This window comes from Amycolatopsis coloradensis (genome assembly GCF_037997115.1).
GTDB classification, from domain to species: Bacteria; Actinomycetota; Actinomycetes; order Mycobacteriales; family Pseudonocardiaceae; genus Amycolatopsis; species Amycolatopsis coloradensis_A.
In genome coordinates this window covers 7729205-7750065 of sequence record NZ_CP150484.1, presented here as the reverse complement: position 1 = coordinate 7750065, position 20861 = coordinate 7729205, and the positions used below count along the sequence as shown (strand labels likewise).

The following is a 20861-nucleotide window of genomic DNA, read 5'->3' as shown; positions in this document are numbered from 1 at the left end:
ACACACGTTCGTCTAGGGTGTTGTCCACAACGGGGTCAGCGATCCACAGCTTGGGCGCGAGGCCTGGAATTGTCGGTGGTCGCCCGTAGCGTCGGACCCGACAGCTCAGAACTGAACAAGCCCTACCCGGCTCAACCAACGAGGTGGACTCCATGGCACCAGCAGCACCCGACAAGGACAAGGCGCTCGAACTGGCCCTCGCCCAGATCGACAAGCAGTACGGCAAGGGCTCGGTCATGCGCCTCGGCGAAGAGGGCCGCGCACCGATCGAGGTCATCCCCACCGGCGCCATCGCACTCGACGTCGCGCTCGGGATCGGTGGCCTACCCCGCGGCCGGGTCATCGAGATCTACGGTCCGGAGTCCTCCGGTAAGACCACCGTCGCGCTGCACGCGGTCGCCAACGCGCAGAAGAACGGCGGCATCGCCGCGTTCATCGACGCGGAGCACGCGCTGGACCCGGAGTACGCCAAGAAGCTCGGCGTCGACACCGACGCGCTGCTGGTCTCCCAGCCGGACACCGGTGAGCAGGCGCTCGAGATCGCGGACATGCTGATCCGCTCCGGCGCGCTCGACATCCTGGTCATCGACTCGGTCGCCGCGCTCGTGCCGCGCGCCGAGATCGAGGGCGAGATGGGCGACAACCACGTCGGCCTGCAGGCCCGGCTGATGAGCCAGGCGCTGCGGAAGATGACCGGTGCGATGAACAACTCCGGCACCACCGCGATCTTCATCAACCAGCTGCGCGAGAAGATCGGCGTCATGTTCGGCTCCCCGGAGACCACGACCGGTGGTAAGGCGCTGAAGTTCTACGCGTCGGTCCGCCTGGACGTCCGCCGCATCGAGACGCTGAAGGACGGCGGCGAGCCCGTCGGCAACCGCACCCGCGTCAAGGTCGTCAAGAACAAGGTCGCGCCGCCCTTCAAGCAGGCCGAGTTCGACATCCTTTACGGCAAGGGTGTCTCCCGCGAGGGTTCGTTGATCGACATGGGCGTCGACCAGGGCATCCTGCGCAAGTCCGGCGCCTGGTATACCTACGAGGGCGACCAGCTGGGCCAGGGCAAGGAGAACGCCCGGAAATTCCTGCTGGACAACCCGGACATCGCCAACGAGATCGAGAAGCGCATCAAGGAGAAGCTCGGCATCGGTGCCGCTGTCGACGCCGAAGCCGCCCCCGCGCCAGTCGACTTCTGAGGGGGATGAGGGATCGGGAGGGTGTGCTCGCGAAGAGCGCTCGCCGGGATCCCTCTGCCGTGCCTTCTGGGGGTGGAACCCCAGACCCCTGCCAGGGGACAAGCTCCCTGGACCCCCCGGGCGTGGGTCGCGCTCGGGGTGAGGATGCGGTTTGAGTTTCGACTGGAGTGATGGCTGAATGCGTGCGCCCAAAGTGGATCCGGCGGAGCTGCCGCCGGACGAGCGGAGGAAGAAGGCCAAGGAGATCTGCTTCGATCTCCTGGCCGCGCGCCCGCGTTCCACGGAGGAACTGCGTCAGGCCCTCAAGCGCAAGGGCTTCGACGAGGAGACGACGGAGACCCTGCTCGGTAAGCTGGACAAGGCAGGGCTCATCAACGACGCCGAGTTCGCCGAGATGTGGGTACGTTCCCGTCATGCCAACATGGGCCTGGCACGGAACGCCCTCGTAGCCGAACTCAAACGCAAAGGAATCGATGGGGATATCGCCGTCCAGGCCGCCGAAGAGGTGGACCGAGAGGCAGAGGAGCAGCGCGCCCGAGAGCTGGTACGGAAGCGCATGCGCTCCTTGGGCAACGTCGACGAGCAGACGGCGATCCGCCGCCTGCTGGGCTTCCTCGCCCGCAAGGGCTATCCCCAGGGGCTGGCCTACACCGTGATCCGCGACGAACTCCGCGAGTTCGGTGCCGAGTCGGCGCTGCTGGACGACGCCACCCTCGACTGACCTCCATCATCTGAGCCGCTCACCGGCCGTGCGGGCCCGATTGCCCGCCGGCCGGTGTTTTGCTCTCTCGGGCGGTGGTCATGAGCGGCGTTTCGGATCAGAGCCAACCCGGTCTTAGGTACCCGCGGTCGGGCGGTTTCGCGTGACCAGAGGGACGACACACGTGAGCAGACGGACGACACGCGTGTCCAGGCGGACGGCTCGGGGGCAGATCCCAGCTACGCGCGTGTTGTCCGTCCAGTCACGTGTGTCGGCCACCTGATCACACGCGCCGTCCGCTCAGTCACGCGAAAGTGCCGTCTGGGCGCACGGTGGTCGTGAGTGGCGTTTCGGGTTCTAACCCGACACGCCATGTACTTGGATCGTGTGCGGCACCTGGCTGCCGTCCGTGAAGGCCTCCTTCCCTACCTTGAGAGTAGGGAAGGAGGCCTTCACGGACTTCTAGGCGATCAGTCGAAGGCCCGCGCGATCAGCGCCTTCTGCTCGACCTCGTGCACCTTGGACGAACCGGCCGACGGCGCCGCCATCGGACGACGCGACACGACGTCCAGGCTGGAGAACACCTCCGGGAGCTTCCGCGGCAGGTTCAGGCCGAAGAACGGCCACGCACCCTGGTTCTCCGGCTCCTCCTGGACCCAGACCGCGGGGGCGCCGTTGTAGCGCTCGAGCGCCGCCAGCAGCTTCTTCTTCGGCAGCGGGTAGTACTGCTCGACCCGCACGATCGCGATGTCGTTCGCCTCGCGCTTGGCGCGCTCGGCCACCAGCTCCCAGTACAGCTTGCCCGAGGTCAGCAGGACCTTGCGCACCTTCGACGGGTCGACGTCGGCGTCGTCGATGACCGACATGAACTTCGACTGGCCGGTGAAGTCCTCGACCGCCGAGGTCGCCGCCTTGTTGCGCAGCATCGACTTGGGGGTGAAGACCACCAGCGGCCGGTTGACCCCATCGAGGGCGTGACGGCGGAGCAGGTGGAAGTAGTTCGCCGGCGTGGACGGCACCGCGACGGTCATCGAGCCTTCGGCGCACAGCGAGAGGAAGCGCTCGATACGGCCGGAGGTGTGGTCCGGGCCCTGGCCTTCGTGGCCGTGCGGCAGCAGCAGCACGACGTCGGAGAGCTGGCCCCACTTGGCCTCGCCGGAGGAGATGTACTCGTCGATGACGGTCTGCGCCCCGTTGACGAAGTCACCGAACTGCGCTTCCCACATGACCAGCGCTTCGGAGTTGGCCACGGAGTAGCCGTACTCGAAACCGACCGCCGCGTACTCGGACAGCGCCGAGTCGTAGATCATCACGCGGCCCTGGCCGTCGGCCAGGTTCTGCAGCGGCGAGTACTCCTGGCCGGTCTTGCGGTCGATCAGCACCGAGTGGCGCTGGGTGAAGGTGCCGCGGCGGGAGTCCTGGCCGGACAGCCGCACCAGGCGGCCTTCCATGGCCAGCGAACCGAAGGCGAGCAGCTCACCGAACGCCCAGTCGATACCGCCCTCACGGGACATCTTGTGGCGGCGTTCCATGACCGGCTTGACCCGCGGGTGCGGGGTGAAGCCCTCGGGCACGTTGAGGAACGCGTCGCCGATGTGCTCGATGACCTCGGTGGTGGTCGCCGTGGGCACCTTCGCCGGGACCTGCTGCTCCTCCTCGACCGAGGGGCTGGCCTTCGCCGGGTGCTTCTCCAGCTCGCGGACCTCGTTGAACACGTGCTCCAGCTGGCTGGAGAAGTCGCGCAACGCGGCTTCGGCCTCTTCGACGGAGATGTCGCCGCGGCCGATCAGCGATTCGGTGTAGGTCTTCCGGACCGAACGCTTCGTGTCGATGATGTCGTACATCGCCGGCTGCGTCATCGAGGGGTCGTCGCCCTCGTTGTGGCCGCGACGGCGGTAGCAGATCAGGTCGATCACGACGTCCTTGTGGAACGCCTGGCGGTAGTCGACGGCCAGCTTGGCCACCCAGTGCGCGGCCTCGGGGTCGTCGCCGTTCACGTGGAAGATCGGGGAGCCGATCATCTTCGCGACGTCGGTGGCGTACTGGCTCGAACGCGAGTGCTCGGGCGCGGTGGTGAAGCCGACCTGGTTGTTGACGATGACGTGCACGGTGCCGCCGGTGCGGTACCCGCGCAGCAGCGCGAGGTTCAGCGTCTCGGCCACGACACCCTGGCCCGCGAAGGCCGCGTCGCCGTGCATCAGGACAGGCAACACAGTGAAGCCCCCTGTGTCACTGTCACCCTTGTCGAGGATGTCCTGCTTCGCGCGGACGATGCCCTCGAGGACCGGGTCGACGGTCTCGAGGTGCGACGGGTTCGCGGTCAGCGACACCTTGGTCTCGCCGTCGCCGAACATGCGGAAGTACTTGCCCTCGGCGCCGAGGTGGTACTTCACGTCACCGGAACCGTGCGCCTGGCCCGGGTCGAGGTTGCCCTCGAACTCCTGGAAGATCTGCGCGATCGGCTTGCCGACGATGTTCGCGAGCACGTTCAAGCGGCCGCGGTGCGGCATGCCGATGACGACCTCGTCGAGTTCGTGCTCGGCGGCCTTGTCCAGCAGCGTGTCGAGCAGCGGGATCGCCGTCTCGCCGCCTTCGAGGGAGAACCGCTTCTGGCCGACGTACTTGGTCTGCAGGAAGGTCTCGAACGCCTCGGCGGCGTTGAGCTTCGAGAGCACGTACTTCTGGACGGCGGGGTCCGGCTTCTCGTGCGGGATCTCGACGCGGTCCTGGATCCAGCGGCGCTCCTCGGGGTCGAGGATGTGCGTGTACTCGATGCCGACGGTGCGGCAGTAGGAGTTGCGCAGCACGCCGAGGATGTCGCGCAGCTTCATCCGCTCCTGGCCGGCGAAGCCGCCGACCGGGAACTCGCGGTCCAGGTCCCACAGGGTCAGGCCATGGGAGAGGACGTCGAGGTCGGCGTGGCTGCGCTGCCGGTAGTTCAGCGGGTCGGTGTCGGCCATCAGGTGACCGCGCATGCGGAAGGCGTCGATCAGCTCGATCACGCGCGCGGTCTTGTCGACCGGGCCGTCCGGGATGTCGGCGACCCAGCGGATCGGCTCGTAGGGCAGGCGCAGGCTGGTGAAGACGTCGTCGTAGAAGCCGTCTTCGCCGAGCAGCAGCTCGTGGATGCGCTTGAGGAACTCGCCCGACTCCGCGCCCTGGATGATGCGGTGGTCGTAGGTCGAGGTCAGCGTCATGATCTTGGAGACGCCGAGGTCGACCAGGGCCTTCTCGCTGGTGCCCTCGAAGTGCGCCGGGTACTGCATGGCGCCGACGCCGATGATCGCGCCCTGGCCCGCCTGCAGCCGCGGCACCGAGTGGTTGGTGCCGATGCCGCCGGGGTTGGTCAGCGAGATCGTGGTGCCGGCGAAGTCGTCGGCGGTCAGCTTGCCGTTGCGGGCCTTCTTGACGATCTCCTCGTAGGCCTGCCAGAACTGCATGAAGGTCATGTTCTCGGTGGCCTTGATGGAGGCCACGACGAGCGTGCGGGCGCCTTCCTTGCCCTTCATGTCGATCGCGAGACCGAAGTTCACGTGCTCCGGCGTGACCGCGAACGGCTTCCCGTCGATCAGCTGGTAGTGCCGGTTCATGTTCGGGAAGTTCTTCAGCGCGCGGACCATCGCGTACCCGATGAGGTGCGTGAAGGAGATCTTGCCGCCGCGCGTGCGCTTGAGGTGGTTGTTGATGACGATGCGGTTGTCGGCCATCAGCTTCGCCGGGACCGCGCGCACACTCGTGGCCGTCGGCACGGACAGCGAGGCGTCCATGTTCTTCGCGATCGCCGCCGCGGCGCCGCGGAGCTGCTTCGACTCCGGCTCGGCGTCCTTCTCGGCAGGGGCCTTCTCAGCCGCCTTGGGCGCGGCCTTGGGCGCCGCCGCCTTCGCCTCGGTCTTCGGGGCCGTCTTCGGCGCAGCCTTCGCCGGGGCGGTCTGCTTCGCGGTGGACTCGGCGTTGCGGACCGTCTGCGGCGTCGGCTTGGCGGCCTGGCCGTTGGTGTCCGGGCTCCCCTTCGCGGTCTCCGCAGAGGTCTGACGTGCGTCGTCAGCCTTCGCCTGCGCGTCCTGCGTTGGCTTGAAGTCCGCGAAGAAGTCGTGCCAGGCGGCATCGACTGAGCTGGGGTCGGCGAGGAACTGGTCGTACATTTCCTCGACGACCCACTCGTTGGGGCCGAATTGTGACGCAGGGCTGCTGCTGGACACGGCTTGGACTCGCCTCTATCCGTCTCGAGATCTTGAACACCGCTGATGCGCCTACCAGGCTAACCCCCTCGGTCGCGGCCGTGTGATGGAACTGGCCTGTGTGAGGCGTGGCGCACTAGGTGATGGGTCACTGTCTCGATCAAGAGACCGAAAACAGGCCCGGTCCGCTTCCTGCGGGGGGAGCAAGGGACCTTTGCTCTCGTTTTCACTGTCCGTGCAGGTCAGGTCACTGTCTCGTCGGTAAAGGTTGGCTGGGACGTCGTGCCCGGACAGCCTGGAGTTCACGTCGGGGGGCTTCGCTGGGTGGAGGATGCGGCCGGTGTCGTGCCGGCCGCCGGTCGCCCGCGAGGTGGTGGCAGCCGATGTGGCTGGACGAGTGCCCGTCGTTCTGGGACGAGGGGCGTGTGCGCCCGCTGGTCACCGAGTCCGGCAAGGTCGTGCTGATGTGCGACTCGTGCTCGGCGGTCTGGCCGACGCTCGCCGACTTCAAGGAGATGGAGCACGTCGAGCCCGACGAGCCGGACTGGACGGTGACGGCCGGGGTGCATGTCCGGCCGGGGACCGTCCGCTGGGCTTCGGCTCAGGACCTCGAGGTCGCCGGGATGAGCGGCCTCAAGTGGCGGCCTTAGCCGGGGTACGGACGCTCCGCGGGTAGCAGCGCTCCGGCGTCTTCGATGCGGTTCGCCGCGACCAGGGCGCCGACCTCGCGCATGACCGGGGTGACGTCGGTGACCGCCGTGATCCATTTGTCGACATAGCGATCGACGGCTTCGCCGCTCAGGCCCATCTGGAGCGAACGGTGCTTCAGGGCGCCGAGCCGGATGCTGCGTTCCGGGTCCCACTGGATACGGACCGGGCTGGCCCTGACCTCGTCCTGCCACGTCTTCAGGTCGGGGTGGACGTCGGGGTCGAAGTGGCTGAGCGCCGCGTGTTCAAGCGCCCACGCGAAACCCTCGCGGGTGATGTCGAGGGCGAGTACGCGCTCTTGGCCGGGCTTCGCGGCCCAGCCGCAGCGGTACGCCATCCAGAGGAAGGACGGCTTGATCCAGGTCATGCGTTCGCGTTTGAACGGCGGCACGAAAGTGCCCGCCTCCAGTGCGGCGTCGGCGATGGCCGGCGAGTACGCCTGATAGACGCGGATGGTGGTCTCGGTGTGCACGGCGCGGATCTGCCGCGCCGGGATCTCTTCGTTCATTTCCCGTGCAGCGTGGCAGACGCCGGTGGCGGCGCGCGACCGAAATTCCCTCGTCATGCTGGCCTCATGGCATTGCTGCGCAAGGGTTCTCGGCGGATCGTGGTCGACGAGACCGCTTATCGGTGGATCGTCCGGCGGAAAGCCCACCTACGCACAGGACGGCGGATATTCCTTTCGTACGGGGTGGAATTGGAGGACGCGCGGGGTGCCGTTCTGGTGGTCCGGACGGATCACGCGCATCCGGTGAACTACATGGGGGTGCCGTCGAAGGCCGTGCTGCCTTCGGATGTCGAACGGGCGATCCGGCTGGCGCTGGCGCGAGGGTGGGAGCCGTCGGCTCCGGGGGCGCAATTCCGGCTGGATCTCTCCGCCGCGTGAACGGCGTTTCGGGCTGGAACCCGATGCCACTCGCGACGCCCCGCCGGAGCCGCGTTCCTGGTGAGTGCCGGCGGTTTCGCGTGCCTGACCGGACGACACGCGTGACTGGATGGACGACACGCGTGATCCGGCGGACGACACGCGTGACTGGATGGACGACACGACCGCGGCTGGGGCCATCCAGTCACGCGAAACCGCCACCACTCACGAGACGTGGTCAGCCGAGGGACCAAAGGCGCGCGTAGTGACCGTCCGCCGCGAGCAGTTCCGCGTGCGTGCCCTGTTCGATGATCCGGCCGTGGTCCAGCACCACGATCCGGTCCGCCTTGGCGGCGGTGGCGAGGCGGTGCGCGACCACGAAGGTCGTGCGGCGGCGCGCGAGCTGCTCCGTCGCGCGCAGGACGGCGGCTTCGGTGGACGGGTCGAGGGCCGCGGTCGCCTCGTCGAGCAGGAGGACGTCCGGATCCACGAGTTCGGCGCGGGCGAGGGCGACGAGTTGCCGTTGTCCCGCCGAAAGAGACCGTCCGCGTTCGCCGACGGGCTGATGGAAACCGGCAGGGAGCGCGGCGACGCCGTCGAGCGCGCCGACCGACCGTACCGCTTCCTCGACCTCCGCGTCCGTCGCGGAAGGCCTGCCGTAGCGGACATTGTCCGCCACAGTTCCCGAGAACAGATGCGCTTCCTGCGGTACCACGCCCATCCTCGTGCGCAGTGCGGCCAGGTCGTACTCGCGGATGTCCGTGCCGTCGATCCGGACCACGCCGCCTGTCGCGTCGTAGAAGCGCGCGACGAGCTTCACCGCCGTCGACTTCCCGGCGCCAGTCGCACCGACCAGGGCGACTGTCTCCCCGGGCGCGACCTCCAGCGTCAGTTCCTTCAGCGCGGGCTCATCCGTTGCGGTGTAAGCGAAATAGACGTCCTTGAAGGAGACTTCACCACGCAGCCGCTCCGGGACCGGGACCGGGTTTTCCGCCGCCGGAACGGAGGTCGGCGTGCGCAGGAGGTCGCCGATACGCGTCAGCCCGACCCGCGCCTGCTGATAGCCGTCGAACACCGAGGACAGCTGCTGGATCGGCGAGAAGAACTGGCCGAGGTACAACAGGAACGCGACCAGCACACCGGCCGACAGCGTGCCCGCCGCGACCCGGTTCGCGCCGACGATCAGCACGACGACCTCGGCCAATCCGGAAAGCATTGCCGCGAAAGGGAAGTACGTCGCGACATAGCGTTGGGCACGCAGCCGAGAACGCCGGTACTCGTCGCTGCGGGAAGCGAACTTCTCCGCCGTCCGCTCCTCGCGGGTGTACGCCTGCGCGACCCGCAGCCCGTTCACGTTCTCCTGCATGTCCGCGTTGACGACACTGACCCGTTCCCGGGCTTCGGTATACGCCTTGGACGACGCCCGGCGGAAGATCACCGTCGCCACGATGAGGATCGGCAGCACCGCGAGCGCGTACGCCGCCAGCCCGATGTCTGTGATCATCAGCGCCGCCGCGATCCCGGCCAGTGTCAGCGCGCTCACCACGGCCTGCGCGACGCCGGTCTGCAGGAACGTCGAGAGCGCGTCGACGTCGGTCGTCATCCGGGTCATGATCTTCCCGGAAAGTTCGCGTTCGTAGAAGTCGAGCCCGAGCCGTTGCAGATGGGCGTAACTGCGGACGCGCAGCGAATACAGCACCGTCTCGCCGACCCGCGCGGTCATCTTGGTCTGGAGGTAGACCACCAGCCAGTCCGTGAGGATCACCAGCGCGCCGATGCCGGCGGCCAGCCAGATCACCGCCTCCGCTCCCGCGCGCACCCCGCTGTCGATGCCGTACTGGTACAGCGCGGGCATCGCGATGGTGGCCAGCGCGTCCGCCGCGACCAGCCCGATCACCACGGCCAGCGGGCCGCGCACCGGTCTCAGCAGACGGCCGAGGCGGAACTTCGGTTCGGGCGCGGTGACATCGGTGCCCGGCAGGCGCGGGACGTCGGTTGCGGGCGGCAGTTTCCGGACGCCTTCGACGAGTTCGGGGCTGGGCGGCAGGTCGACGTCCCATTCGCCGCCGGTGCCCTTCCGCTCACCCGGCAGCTCGTCGGCCTTGTCCTGCTCCGGCCACAGCGCCGGGGTGATTCCCGAGGGGCCGCAGTCCAGGCCTTCGCAGCGATGTGGCTCCTCGACGTCGTCACCCGGACCCGCGACGAGTTCGCGGAACAGCGGACAGCGCGCGAGCAGCTCCTCCTCGGTGCCGACGTCGACGACGCGGCCCTTGTCGAGCACGGCGATCCGGTCGGCGAGGGCGAGGGTGGAGCGGCGGTGCGCGATCAGCAGCGTCGTCCGGCTCGCGGTGACCGAACGCAGCGTGTCGTGGATCGCGGCCTCGGTGACCGTGTCGATGGCGGAGGTCGCGTCGTCGAGGACCAGCACGCGGGGATCGGTCATCAGCGCCCTGGCGAGGCCGAGCCGCTGTCGCTGGCCGCCCGAAAGCGTGAGGCCGCGCTCGCCGACGAGGGTGTCGTAGCCGTCGGGGAGGCGCTGGATGAACTCGTCCGCCTCCGCCGCCCGCGCGGCCGCGCGGATCTCCTCGTCGCTCGCGTCCGGCCTGCCGTAGGCGATGTTGTCTCGTACCGACGAGGAGAAGAGGAACGCCTCCTCGAAGACCACGCCGATGACGCTGCGCAGGTCTCGCTGCCGGACGTCGCGGACGTCGAGGTCGCCGACCTGGACCGAGCCGCTGTGCACGTCGTAGAACCGGGGGAGCAGCAAGGAGATCGTCGACTTGCCGGAACCGGCCGTGCCGACCAGCGCGAGCGTCTCGCCCGGCCGGGCCTCCAGGGTGAGACCGTCGAGGACGGGATCCGACCGCGTGTAGCCGAAGGAGACGTCCTCCAGCCGGACACCGAGTGGGCCTTCGGGCAGCGGCCGCGCGTCCGGGCTGTCGACTACGTCCGGCTGCGCGTCGATCAGTTCGTTGACCCGTTCCGCGCCCGCCCTGGTCAGCTGGGCCTGCACGACGAGGCTCGAGATCATCCGTGCCGGGCCGATCAGGATGGACAGATAGGTCGCGAACGCCAGGAAGGTGCCGAGGCTGACTTCACCCTTCAACGCGAGGATGCCGCCGACCGCCAGTACCGCGACCTGACCCGCCGCGGGGAGCGCGGCCGTCGTGGCCGTCGGCAACGACGAGAGCCGGGCCGCGCGCATGCGTTCCGCGAAGAGCTTCTTCGCCGTCTTCTCCAGCTTCGCGACTTCGCGCGCCTCCTGGCCGAAGCCCTTCACGACGCGTACGCCGGTGACGGTCTCCTCGACCTGCTGCGCGACGTCGGCCGCGCGCTGCTGGGCCGCCCACGTCGCCGGGAAGAGCCGCTTCCGGCTCACCGCCATGATGATCGCGATCGCGGGGGCGACCACCATCGCGATCAGGGTCAGCGTCGGCGACATCCACAGCATCGCGCCGAGCGACAGCAGCGCGAAGATCACCGAACCCGCCGAAAGCGGCACCTGCATCAGGACCGACGTGACCAGCTGCAGATCCGAGATCGCGCGGGAGGCGACCTGGCCGGTGCGCAGCGCGTCCTGTTTGCCGCCGTCGAGCCGGGAGACCGCGTTGAACACCTGGCGGCGCAGATCATGCTGGACATCGAGGGCCAGCCGCCCGCCGACGTACCGGCGGGCGAAGGCGTTGCCGAAGGTCAGCACCTGCAGCACCGCCATCACCGCGGCGAGCAGGCCGAGCCGGGAGGTGTCGCCCGCGACGGCGTCGTCCAGCGCCTCGCGGATCAGCAGCGGACCGGCGGCCTGCAGCCCGACGCCGATGATCGCCGCGCCCAGCGAGAGTACGACGAGCCAAGGATGCTTCCAGCACGAAGCGGCCAGACGGCGGATCCAGCCTCCAGTGGGCGCGGGGGCGGTCTCACGAGCCGGACTGGCTTGACACGGACGAGGTGGAGCAGTGGTCACCCCGCCAGCCTATGCGTCCGCACCGACAACCCCGGCCGGTTCGCGCAGGGCCGAACGCGATGAAAGGCCCCTTCACCGCGAATTTTGCAATGAAGGGGCCTTTCAAGGCGCTTGTGGACGGTGACTTACGTGATGTCCTTCTTCTGGTTCACGGCCCAGCCGGCCAGGAAGAAGATCATCGTCCAGCCGAAGAAGATCAGCGCCGAGGCCCACCACGAGAACGCGCCGGGCGCACCGGCCGCGTACTGCAGCGCCCACGCGGTCTCGTCCTGCAGGCCGGGTACCTTCACGCCGGCGGCGCCGAACGCCTCCGCGCCGATGGCGCCCACGATGCCGTTGACCGTGCCGTTCGGCAGGACCCCGCCCAGCCACGTGATGTCGGCGGCGCCGAACATGACGAACACCAGGACGTTCTCGACCACCAGCATCCAGATGGTCAGCGTGATGATGCTGCCGACCACGCTGCGCCAGACCGCGCCGACCCCGATCCCGAACAGGGTCGCCAGGATCGTCGCGAGGACACCCGCGCCGAGCACGCCCAGCCACTGGCCCGCCGTCGGCAGGCGCTGGCTGTCGACCGTGATCACGGTGCCGAGACTCGCCGCGCCCACGATGATCACGCCGTAGATCGCGCCCCAGGCGATGTAGGTGATCATCTTCGCGCTCAACGCCGAAACCCGGTTCGGGGCGGTGAGGAACGTCGTGGTGATCGTCTTCTTCGTGTACTCGCCGGCGAGGGCGAAGACACCGAAGATGATCGGGATCATCGTGCCGATGTTGACGCCGTGCCCGAGGGCGAGCAGGCCGACGGGCAGTTCGCCGGTCGAGATGCCGAGCGCCTCGGTCAGCTCACGGGTGTCGGAGCGGCCGAGGAAGTCGCTGAAGTCGTTGGTGACCATGCCCCAGAACAGGGCGAACGCGAAAGCGAAGACCACCGCGGGGATCATCAGCGCCCACCACGCCTTGAGCGTGAGCGTCTTGCGGAACTCCGCCTTGATCAGGTTGCCCATCAGCCCTGGCCTCCCCAGCCCTCGTTCTGGCCCTGCTGCTGCGCCTGCTGCTGAGGCGGGGCCTGCTGATACTGCGGTTGCTGCTGCTGGAACTGCTGCTGCGGCGGCGCGAAACCGGGCGGCGGCGTGTTCTGCGGCGCGTAGCCGGGAGGCGGCCCCTGATAGCCGGGCGGCGGGCCCTGATATCCCGGAGGCGGACCCTGGTAGCCCGGCGGCGGGCCCTGCTGGAAACCGGGCGGCGGCGCGGCGTACTGACCCTGCGTCAGCTGGAAGAACATCCGCTCCAGATCCGCAGTCTCCTCCTGCATGCCGTAGACCGCGATGCTCGCCTTGGCCGAGATGTCACCGATCTGCTGCACCGTCGCGCCGGACACCGCGACCCGGCCGTCCGGCATCGGCGAGACCTGCGTGATCCCCGCCTCCTGCAACGCGGCGACGAGGCCGTTCGCGTCGGCGGACTGCACCAGCACCCGGGACTGGTTGCTCTTGCGCAACTGGTCCAGCGAGCCGTTGTAGCGCGTCATGCCCTGGCTGATGATCACGACCTGGTCGATCGTCTGCTCCACCTCGTTCAGAAGGTGGCTCGAGACCAGCACCGTGCGCCCCTCACGCGCGTACGCGCGCAGGAAGTTCCGCAGCCACAGGATGCCCTCGGGGTCGAGACCGTTCGTCGGCTCGTCCAGCACCAGCACCTGCGGGTTCCCCAGCAACGCCGTCGCCAGCGCCAGCCGCTGCCGCATACCGAGCGAGAACCCGCCCGCCTTGCGGTCCGCCGCCGACGAAAGGCCGACCAACCCCAGAACCTCGTCCACGCGCTGATCCGGCATCCCGATCGCCGCCGAGTACACGCGCAGGTGATTCCGCGCCGTGCGCCCCGGGTGGAAACCCTCGTTCTCCAGCACCGAACCGACGACCCGCGCCGGATTCCCCAGCTGGTCGTGCGGGCGCCCGTTGATGGTCGCCGTGCCGTTCGTGGGCGTCACCAGCCCGAGCAGCATCCGGAGCGTCGTGGTCTTCCCTGCCCCGTTGGGCCCCAGGAAGCCGGTCACCGAACCGGGCTCCACCGTGAAGCTCAGATTCTGGACCGCGTTGACCGCACCGAACTGCTTGCTCAGGTTCTGCACCGCGATGCGGCCACTGCCGTCGTGCATACCGTCCCCTTTTGTTGACGAAGGCCGATCACGCGACATCCTGCCTCACGGGGCGAGTCCGCACCCGAGGAAGGGGTCAATCCGCCGAAAGCGACCTTCGTCACGTTCGGCAGGGTGACGACTCGGCCCCCCGGCGCGCCCGCCGCTGCGCCGAATGGCCGCTGACTACCGGTTATGCGCCGCCGAGCATGGAAAATCACCGACCATGAAGAGGGTCTGTGAACAAATAATTCGGAAGACATGGCAACCCCATGCAGCGCGACGGCGACTTATTACCTACGATGGAGGAGGCGGCCCGCTCCCAGTGACCCCCAGGCTGGTCGAGCGGGCCGCCCTCAGCCCCTTTGCCCCACTCAGCCCCTTTGCCCCACTTCGGTCGACGCTGGCGCGTCTTCCCGAAGGTGGGGCTTCGTCGTATCACCCGGGGGGCCGAGCCCCCCGGACCCCCGCGGTGCGGTCGGCGGCGGTTGGCGGGTGGGCCGGCCCAGGTGTACTGCCCCGGGAGGTTGCGAACGTGGGGACACGTAGTCGGATGATCTTGGAATGAGGGCCTCCGGGTTCGGTGTGGATTGCGACATCTGCACCGAGCCAACGGAGGCCCTCGTGACCCACGCTAACGCACCCTTGACCCCGGTAGGCAGGCTGCGCCTGGCTCGTTCGCGCTCAAGGCCGGCGCAACGCCCGGGCCACCACCATCGAACGCCGCAACAACCGTGCACCGATCGGTTACGGCTACCTGCACAACGCCGTGGACGATCACTCCAGGCTGGCCTACACCGAGATCCTGCCCGATGAGAAGAAGGAAACCGCTGTCGCGTTCTGGCGGCGCGCTCAGATCTTCTTTAATACCAACGGAATCACCGTCCAACGGGTACTTACCGACAACGGATCCTGCTACAAGTCCCGCCTCTGGCGCGACACCCTCACCAGCGCGGGCATCAGCCACAAACGCACCCGGCCCTACCGGCCACAGACCAATGGCAAAGTCGAACGGTTCAACCGCACCCTGCTTGACGAATGGGCCTACGCCCGCCCCTACCGCTCCGAAACCGAGCGACGCGCGGCACTACCGCACTGGCTGCACACCTACAATCACCACCGCGGCCACACCGCACTCGGCGGCCACCCACCCGCCAGCCGCGTTCCCAACCTCTCAGGTCAGTACACCTAGGGCGTGGGGTGCCCTGGCCTGGTGGGGTCTACGGCGTGGAGCGCCGTGGCCTGGTGAGGGGGCCTGGGGCGCGGGGCGCCGCACTGGCCTCGTGAGGATCGGAGCTGGTGGCCGTGGCCTAGGCATCCCGGATGTCACTGGCCACTTCAGGCTCGGGAGATGGCCGCGCCGGTGGCTCGTTCGATGTCCCCAATGTGGCATTGGAGACGCTGAGTGTCCCTAATGTGGCATTGGGGACACCCTGGCCCGGCCTCGAAACCCAGGACCACGAAAGCTCCTCTGAGCACCGGGATCGCCGTCCAACGGTCCGGACACGCGCGAAAAGGAGCGAGGGACCTTTGCGCACCGGGGCGGCAAAGATCCCTCGCGTGGGAGTGTGGCGTGGGGGGTCAGGCCAGGACGTCGGCCAGGTCGGTGGCGGCCAGGCCGTGCGCGGCGGCGACGGGGGCGTTGGTCAGGGCGCCAGCGTGCGTGTTGAGGCCCTTCGCCAGCGAAGCGTCGGCCTGCAGCGCCTTCTGCCAGCCGTGCTCCGCCAGCTGCACGGCGTACGGCAGCGTCACGTTGGTCAGGCCGTAGGTCGACGTCCGGGGCACCGCACCCGGCATGTTCGCGACGCAGTAGAACACCGACTCGTGGACCTTGTAGGTCGGCTCGTCGTGCGTGGTCGGCCGCGAGTCGGCGAAGCAACCGCCCTGGTCGATCGCGATGTCCACCAGCACGCTGCCCGGGCGCATCCGCGAAACGAGTTCGTTCGAGACCAGCTTCGGCGCCTTCGCGCCGGGCACGAGCACCGCGCCGATGACCATGTCGGCCTCCAGCACGGACTGCTCCACCGACAGCGCGTTCGAGGTCACCGTGCGGATGCGGCCGCCGAAGTCGTTGTCGATCTGACGGAGCCGGTCGACGTTGGTGTCGAGGATCTCGACGTCGGAGCCGAGACCGAGCGCGACCCGCGCCGCGTTGAGGCCCGCGACACCGCCGCCGATGACGACCACGCGCGCCGGGTGCACGCCGGGGATGCCGCCGGGCAGCACGCCGCGGCCACCGCTCGGCTTCATCAGCGAGAACGCGCCGACCTGCGGGGCCAGCCGTCCGGCCACCTCGGACATCGGCGCGAGCAGCGGCAGCGCGCGGTTCGGGGTCTGCACCGTCTCGTAGGCGATCGCGGTGGTGCCCGCGGCCAGCAGCGCGTCGGTCAGCGGGCGGTCCGCGGCGATGTGCAGATAGGTGAAGAGCATCTGGCCGGCGCGCAGCCGCGGGTACTCCTCGGCGATCGGCTCCTTGACCTTGAGCACGAGCTCGCCCTCGGACCAGGTCTCCTCCGGGGTCGCGAGGATCTTCGCGCCCGCGGCGAGGTACTCGTCGTCGGTGATGGACGAGCCGAGGCCGGCGCCGGTCTCGACGAAGACGTCGTGGCCGCGCCCGGTCAGTTCGTGCACGCCCGCCGGGGTGAGCGCCACCCGGTATTCATGCTTCTTGATCTCACGGGGGACGGCGATACGCACGGAATGCCTCCTGGCGGCGGGTCTGCGAACAAAGGTGCTGCCACTCACGGTGAGCCACCCGGACGGCGGTGTCATCGTTTGCCCGCGACAGTGTTGAGAACCGATCATGGTTTCGCGAGCACAATCGCTTGACCTCCAGTCAACTGGAGCTTGCACCTTGGGTCACATGAGAGCCGTGTGGTTGAAAGAGTTCGGCGGGCCCGAAGTGCTCGTCGCGGGCGATGCCCCGGATCCGGTCCCCGCTGCGGGGCAGGTCCTGATCGAGGTGGCGTTCGCCAACATCACGTTCGTCGAGACGCAGTTCCGCGCCGGCGGAGGCGGGCCGTTCCGCGCCGAACCGCCGATGATCCCCGGCAACGGCGTCGGCGGCGTGATCAGCGCGGTCGGGGAAGGGGTCGACCTCGGCCTGGTCGGCAAACGCGTCGTGACCTCGACAGGCGGTTCCGGGGCGTACGCGGAACGGGTCGCGGTCGCCGCCGACGGTGTCTTCGAGGTGCCGGACGGCTTGGCCCTCGACGCCGCGGTGGCGATCCTCGCCGACGGCCGCACGGCGACCGCGCTGGTGACCGCCGCGCGTATCCGGCCCGGCGAGCGCGTGCTGGTGGAAGCAGCGGCGGGCGGTGTCGGCGGGCTGGTCGTCCAGCTCGCCAAGGCGGCCGGTGCCGAGGTCGTCGGCGCGGCGGGTGGCGCGGCGAAGACCGCGCACGTCCGGGAGCACGGCGCGGACGTGGCGGTCGACTACCGCGAGCCGGACTGGGCGGCGAAGGCCGGCGAGGTCGACGTCGTGTTCGACGGGGTCGGCGGCGAGATCGGGCAGAAGTCGTTCGGGTTGCTCAGGCCCGGCGGCCGGCTGCTGATCTACGGACTGTCGAGTGGTTCGTGGACGGAGGTATCCGAAGAGGACGCCGCCGCGCGCGGGGTCACGGTGATCCGAGGCCTCGGCGGACTGGCCGAGATGCGGGCGTTCACCGAGTCGGCACTCGCCGAAGCCGCCGCCGGACGGCTGGAACCCGTGATCGGTCAACGATTCCCGCTCGAACGGGCGGCCGACGCGCACGCGGTCATGCAGACGCGTGGCGCGATCGGCAAGACGTTGCTCGAGGTCTGATGTTCGACGTCGACGAATTCCTCGCCGGTCCGCTCACGGCCAGGGTCGCCACCGCGGGCCCGACCGTGCGCCCGACCTGGTACCTCTGGGAGAAGCGGGCCTTCTGGATCCTCACCGGACCGTGGGCGCGGCTGGCCGGCCTCGTCCGCGAGTCGCCGTCGATCGCGGTGACGGTCGACGTGTGCGACGTCGGCACCGGCCTGGTGCGGCAAGTGCTCGCGCGCGGTGAAGCGGAGGTGCTGCCCTTCGACGTCCCTCGTGGACGTCGGCTGCTGAGCCGGTACCTCGGTCGGGACGAACACAAATGGGATGCGCGTTTTCGTTCTTACCTGCACGATGATCCCGAGGTGAAAGGGACCGTCTGGGTCCGGATGGTGCCGAAGCGATTCGTCGCCGAAGATCTCGGTTATCGGGTATGACGCACGGCCGCGTTCGCTGGGGTGGGCGCGGCCGTGCAACCTGCGAAACGGTAAATGCAGCACGATCGAGTCAAGATGTTGATCTTACTGGCCGGTAAGCTGCCATTCTGTTCCGCATGACAAATCAGGACTGGCGACGGGAGCGGCGCGTCCGCACCGTCGACACCGAAGGCAATCCGGCAGATGTCATCGTAGGCCTGGTCGAAACCCCGGGGAACGGCTACGAAGCCGCGCTGCGGGTCGACGGCGGCCCCGGTGTTCTTTTGCCGCTTTACCCCGGTGCCGATCTGCTCGCCGCGGTGCGGCAGACCATTGAGGACGGTTATCGCGCCAGCGCGCACTGAACCGTCGAATGTCAGGAAAGGGTCTTTCAAGACGCGCTTTGAATCAGCGCCGCACGTCCTGAAAGACCCTTTCCTGACGTCTGGACAAGGTTTTGTCGAACTACAAACTGTTCGTTGTCGAGCATTTTGTAGTGGAATCAGCTCCATCGCAGGGAAACGAGTTGCGTGATCAGTGCCAGCCGGACATCGGGATCGTCGAGGTCCAGCGGGACGAGGTCGAGCAGCCGCCGCATCCGGTACCGCAGGGTGTTGGGATGGATCCGGAGTTCCTTCGCGGCCGCGCGGGGGTCCCCGGGATGCCGCAACCATTGATAGAGCGTGTCGACGTAGCCGCTCTCGTGGGCTTCGTCGTGCGCGCGCAGCAAGCCGAGCGGGCCGAGTTCGGCGACCCTCGCGGTACTCGCCGCCGTCGCCCCGCGGTGCAGCGAAAGGGCGGTCCACGCCTCGTCGAAGGCCACGACGCGGCCGGGCACGAGCTTCGCGCGAAGCAGCCCCAGTGCCTCGTCGGCCTGAAGCCGTGACGTCGCGAGCTCGCCGATTTCGCAGGCCGACCCGGCGGCCGCCCGCGGTGTCCCGCCCTTCCTCGACGACGGCAGGGCTTCGAGCGCGGCCCGGAGTTCGTTCCAGCCGTCGCCGTCGGGGACGACCGCGTAGAGCACGCCGCCGAGTTCGGTGGCCACCGGCCGCCTGCCGACACCCTGCGAGATCCGTTCGAGGAGGGCGAGCCGCAGGCCCTCGTCGTCGCGGCCGTCGCCGCCGGAGACCTCGATGACCACCACGCGGTGCGGCTCCTCGGAGAGGTCGAGTTCCGCGATCGCCTTGCGCGGGCTGGCCTTCCCTTCCAATACGGCACGCAGGAGCTCGGCCGAGACCCGGCGTTGCGAATCGGTGTGCGCGCGGCGGCGCAGCAGGTGCAGCGCGACGACGGGCGCCGCGTCGGCGAACGCGGCCGCGCGTTCGTCGGAGACCGGGCCCGCGACGACCGCCCACATCGACCCCAGCAGCTCACCGCCCATCCGGATCGGCACGATGAGCCGGGGCAGGGTGCCGTCGCGCTGCGCGGGCACGAAGATCGTCTGCCGCCCGCGGGAAAGCTCGCGGAACACCCCTCGCGAACGGAACCGCGCGAGCACGTCGTCGGGGATGCGGCGGCCCATGATCGTGGACACGCGCGCCGAGTCGGTCAGGTCCTGCCGGGCCGAGTAGGCGAGCACCCGCGAGTTGGTGTCCTCGATGGTCACGGGCGCGTCGACCACCGAAGCGACGGCGTCCGCGAGCCGGAACAGGTCGCCGGAACCGGGGCCGCCGCCGTCCTCCAGCGCGTCCGACTCGTCGGCCAGCGCGTCGAGGACCGTCCTGAGCAGCCAGACGAGCTGGGCCCACGACGTCGCCGAACGCACCTCGATCAACGCGATGTCCGCCGATTTCGCCGCTCGTTTCACCGAGGGTTTCGCCGCGAGCGGCGGTTTCAGCAGGACGGCGGCGGCGCCTTTGGCCGCGCTGAGCCGGACGAGCTCCGCGGCGTCCGGCGTTTCGGTGATCGCGACACCGAGGACGAGATCCCCCGCGGCGAGGGTGTTGCCGGGTTCGGCGATGACGACGTCGCCGACGGCCGGGGACTCCTCGGGGACCTGGAGGGCGTGCAACAGCGTCGGACCGACCCGATCGACCACGCTCCGCACGGAAACCATGGGGCGATTGTCCAGCAGGTGGGACCGCCGCACACGTCAGACCTCGCGTGGCGTCCGCGCGTCGATGTCCTCCGGCGTGAACCGCTCCCGTTTGGTCGTCAGCGCCCAGCGGTGGCCGTCGGGGCCGACGATGCGGCCGTAGCGCTCGCCGAAGAACATCTCCTCGACCGGCGCCTCCACCCGGGCGCCCGCGAACACCGCGCGCCGCGCGAGGTCGTCGGGATCCTCGGTCTCCAGGACGAGCAGCATCGGGGTGCCGCCGAGGGTGGCGGGCGCGAGCGCGTCGAGCCGCGGGATCTCCTGGCTCACCAGCAGCCGCGCGTCGCCGACGGCGACTTCCACGAACAGCACGACGCCGTTCGGCAGCACGTTGCGGAACAGTTCCACGGCGCCGAACGCCTTGGTGTAGAAGGAAAGTGACGCGTCGACGTCCTTGACGAACAGATGCGGCACCAAACCGAGCGCCCGGCTCACGCCGACTCCGCCCGTTTCAGCAGCCCGGCCTGCCCGGCCACCGCGACGAGCCTGCTCAGGAACTCCGCCTCGCGGGCGGCGACGTCCCGGCCGGCGGGGGTCAGCCGGTAGTAGCGGCGGCGCGAGTCGTGCGGCTGGTCCTCGCTCGTGTCCGAGGCCTCTTCGACCAGGCCGTCGGCGACGAGCCGGGCGAGCGTCCGGTACAGCGTGCCGGGGCCGAGCTGGGCGGTACCTCCGCTCACCTCGTCGACGAAACCCATGATCGCGTAGCCGTGCGCGCGACCTTTCGCGAGCGCCAGCAGGGTCTGGAACGCCGCTGGGGTGAGCTGCGGGTTGCCGTCGGCCATCCGCGAAGCATACACTCCGATCTCGTTATATCCACC

At 68.8% G+C, this 20861-nt stretch carries 16 protein-coding genes and 1 pseudogene; 8 read left to right on the top strand and 9 right to left on the bottom strand.

Annotated features, from left to right (window positions below):
• The first annotated feature begins 152 nt into the window (after positions 1-152).
• Positions 153-1193, top strand: coding sequence for a recombinase RecA (gene recA, locus LCL61_RS36130; protein WP_005164741.1), 1041 nt, complete (start codon positions 153-155; stop codon positions 1191-1193).
• A gap of 193 nt (positions 1194-1386) precedes the next feature.
• Positions 1387-1914 carry a regulatory protein RecX gene (locus LCL61_RS36125; RefSeq protein ID WP_340688761.1) on the top strand — a complete coding sequence of 176 codons (528 nt, stop codon included), beginning with the start codon at positions 1387-1389 and terminating at the stop codon, positions 1912-1914.
• Between the two features lie 449 nt (positions 1915-2363).
• Here LCL61_RS36125 and LCL61_RS36120 read toward each other — a convergent pair whose 3' ends face one another.
• Positions 2364-6092 carry a multifunctional oxoglutarate decarboxylase/oxoglutarate dehydrogenase thiamine pyrophosphate-binding subunit/dihydrolipoyllysine-residue succinyltransferase subunit gene (locus tag LCL61_RS36120; RefSeq protein ID WP_340683893.1) on the bottom strand — a complete coding sequence of 1243 codons (3729 nt, stop codon included), beginning with the start codon at positions 6090-6092 and terminating at the stop codon, positions 2364-2366.
• A 362-nt stretch (positions 6093-6454) separates the two neighbouring features.
• Between LCL61_RS36120 and LCL61_RS36115 the strand changes: the two genes are divergently transcribed.
• The gene (locus LCL61_RS36115) at positions 6455-6721 is read left to right on the top strand and encodes a hypothetical protein (RefSeq protein ID WP_340683892.1); all 267 of its coding nucleotides are present in this window, start codon (positions 6455-6457) and stop codon (positions 6719-6721) included.
• Here the strand turns inward: LCL61_RS36115 and LCL61_RS36110 are convergent.
• Positions 6718-7287, bottom strand: a complete 570-nt coding sequence (locus tag LCL61_RS36110) for a DUF4291 domain-containing protein (RefSeq protein ID WP_340683891.1) — start codon at positions 7285-7287, stop codon at positions 6718-6720. The genes LCL61_RS36115 and LCL61_RS36110 overlap by 4 nt on opposite strands.
• 66 nt (positions 7288-7353) lie before the next feature.
• On the opposite strand from LCL61_RS36110, the gene LCL61_RS36105 reads away from it, so the two are divergent.
• Positions 7354-7665 (top strand): hypothetical protein, encoded by a 312-nt coding sequence (locus tag LCL61_RS36105; protein WP_340683890.1) that lies wholly within the window; start codon positions 7354-7356, stop codon positions 7663-7665.
• A 217-nt stretch (positions 7666-7882) separates the two neighbouring features.
• Here LCL61_RS36105 and LCL61_RS36100 read toward each other — a convergent pair whose 3' ends face one another.
• The 3 genes from LCL61_RS36100 to LCL61_RS36090 form a co-directional block, all read right to left on the bottom strand.
• Positions 7883-11605 (bottom strand): ABC transporter ATP-binding protein, encoded by a 3723-nt coding sequence (locus LCL61_RS36100; RefSeq protein ID WP_425341956.1) that lies wholly within the window; start codon positions 11603-11605, stop codon positions 7883-7885.
• Between the two features lie 125 nt (positions 11606-11730).
• Entirely contained in the window at positions 11731-12615 is an 885-nt protein-coding gene (locus tag LCL61_RS36095; RefSeq protein ID WP_340683889.1) for an ABC transporter permease, read from the bottom strand.
• Positions 12615-13766 carry an ABC transporter ATP-binding protein gene (locus LCL61_RS36090; RefSeq protein ID WP_340683888.1) on the bottom strand — a complete coding sequence of 384 codons (1152 nt, stop codon included), beginning with the start codon at positions 13764-13766 and terminating at the stop codon, positions 12615-12617. The genes LCL61_RS36095 and LCL61_RS36090 overlap by 1 nt, the downstream gene beginning before the upstream one ends.
• 652 nt (positions 13767-14418) lie before the next feature.
• Between LCL61_RS36090 and LCL61_RS36085 the strand changes: the two are divergent.
• Positions 14419-14937 (top strand): annotated as a pseudogene (locus LCL61_RS36085) (integrase core domain-containing protein); the annotation flags it as partial.
• A 389-nt stretch (positions 14938-15326) separates the two neighbouring features.
• On the opposite strand, the gene ald reads toward LCL61_RS36085, so the two are convergent.
• The gene (gene ald, locus LCL61_RS36080) at positions 15327-16442 is read right to left on the bottom strand and encodes an alanine dehydrogenase (protein ID WP_340683887.1); all 1116 of its coding nucleotides are present in this window, start codon (positions 16440-16442) and stop codon (positions 15327-15329) included.
• 166 nt (positions 16443-16608) lie between these two features.
• Between ald and LCL61_RS36075 the strand changes: the two genes are divergently transcribed.
• From LCL61_RS36075 to LCL61_RS36065, 3 genes are all read left to right on the top strand, one after another.
• Positions 16609-17550 carry a zinc-binding dehydrogenase gene (locus tag LCL61_RS36075; RefSeq protein WP_340683886.1) on the top strand — a complete coding sequence of 314 codons (942 nt, stop codon included), beginning with the start codon at positions 16609-16611 and terminating at the stop codon, positions 17548-17550.
• Positions 17550-17969 carry a pyridoxamine 5'-phosphate oxidase family protein gene (locus LCL61_RS36070; RefSeq protein WP_340683885.1) on the top strand — a complete coding sequence of 140 codons (420 nt, stop codon included), beginning with the start codon at positions 17550-17552 and terminating at the stop codon, positions 17967-17969. The genes LCL61_RS36075 and LCL61_RS36070 overlap by 1 nt, the downstream gene beginning before the upstream one ends.
• Positions 17970-18085: 116 nt before the next feature.
• Entirely contained in the window at positions 18086-18313 is a 228-nt protein-coding gene (locus LCL61_RS36065; protein WP_034309241.1) for a hypothetical protein, read from the top strand.
• Between the two features lie 137 nt (positions 18314-18450).
• On the opposite strand, the gene LCL61_RS36060 is transcribed toward LCL61_RS36065, so the two are convergent.
• The 3 genes from LCL61_RS36060 to LCL61_RS36050 are packed head-to-tail and all read right to left on the bottom strand — an operon-like array spanning position 18451 to position 20825.
• The gene (locus tag LCL61_RS36060) at positions 18451-20004 is read right to left on the bottom strand and encodes a helix-turn-helix domain-containing protein (protein WP_340683884.1); all 1554 of its coding nucleotides are present in this window, start codon (positions 20002-20004) and stop codon (positions 18451-18453) included.
• Positions 20005-20040: 36 nt separating this feature from the next.
• The gene (locus tag LCL61_RS36055) at positions 20041-20478 is read right to left on the bottom strand and encodes a VOC family protein (RefSeq protein ID WP_340683883.1); all 438 of its coding nucleotides are present in this window, start codon (positions 20476-20478) and stop codon (positions 20041-20043) included.
• Positions 20475-20825: a PadR family transcriptional regulator gene (locus LCL61_RS36050; protein ID WP_340683882.1), complete on the bottom strand. Its 351-nt coding sequence runs from the start codon at positions 20823-20825 to the stop codon at positions 20475-20477. The genes LCL61_RS36055 and LCL61_RS36050 overlap by 4 nt, the downstream gene beginning before the upstream one ends.
• Positions 20826-20861: the final 36 nt, after the last annotated feature.

Excerpts from the sequence above, each read along its gene's own strand:
- LCL61_RS36050 (WP_340683882.1), bottom strand. The coding sequence starts at position 20,825 with ATGGCCGACGGCAACCCGCAGCTCACCCCAGCGGCGTTCCAGACCCTG.
- LCL61_RS36075 (WP_340683886.1), top strand. The coding sequence starts at position 16,609 with ATGAGAGCCGTGTGGTTGAAAGAGTTCGGCGGGCCCGAAGTGCTCGTC.
- LCL61_RS36060 (WP_340683884.1), bottom strand. The coding sequence starts at position 20,004 with ATGGTTTCCGTGCGGAGCGTGGTCGATCGGGTCGGTCCGACGCTGTTG.
- recA (WP_005164741.1), top strand. The coding sequence starts at position 153 with ATGGCACCAGCAGCACCCGACAAGGACAAGGCGCTCGAACTGGCCCTC.
- LCL61_RS36110 (WP_340683891.1), bottom strand. The coding sequence starts at position 7,287 with ATGAACGAAGAGATCCCGGCGCGGCAGATCCGCGCCGTGCACACCGAG.
- LCL61_RS36090 (WP_340683888.1), bottom strand. The coding sequence starts at position 13,766 with ATGCACGACGGCAGTGGCCGCATCGCGGTGCAGAACCTGAGCAAGCAG.
- LCL61_RS36070 (WP_340683885.1), top strand. The coding sequence starts at position 17,550 with ATGTTCGACGTCGACGAATTCCTCGCCGGTCCGCTCACGGCCAGGGTC.
- LCL61_RS36065 (WP_034309241.1), top strand. The coding sequence starts at position 18,086 with ATGACAAATCAGGACTGGCGACGGGAGCGGCGCGTCCGCACCGTCGAC.
- LCL61_RS36115 (WP_340683892.1), top strand. The coding sequence starts at position 6,455 with ATGTGGCTGGACGAGTGCCCGTCGTTCTGGGACGAGGGGCGTGTGCGC.
- LCL61_RS36095 (WP_340683889.1), bottom strand. The coding sequence starts at position 12,615 with ATGGGCAACCTGATCAAGGCGGAGTTCCGCAAGACGCTCACGCTCAAG.
- LCL61_RS36105 (WP_340683890.1), top strand. The coding sequence starts at position 7,354 with ATGGCATTGCTGCGCAAGGGTTCTCGGCGGATCGTGGTCGACGAGACC.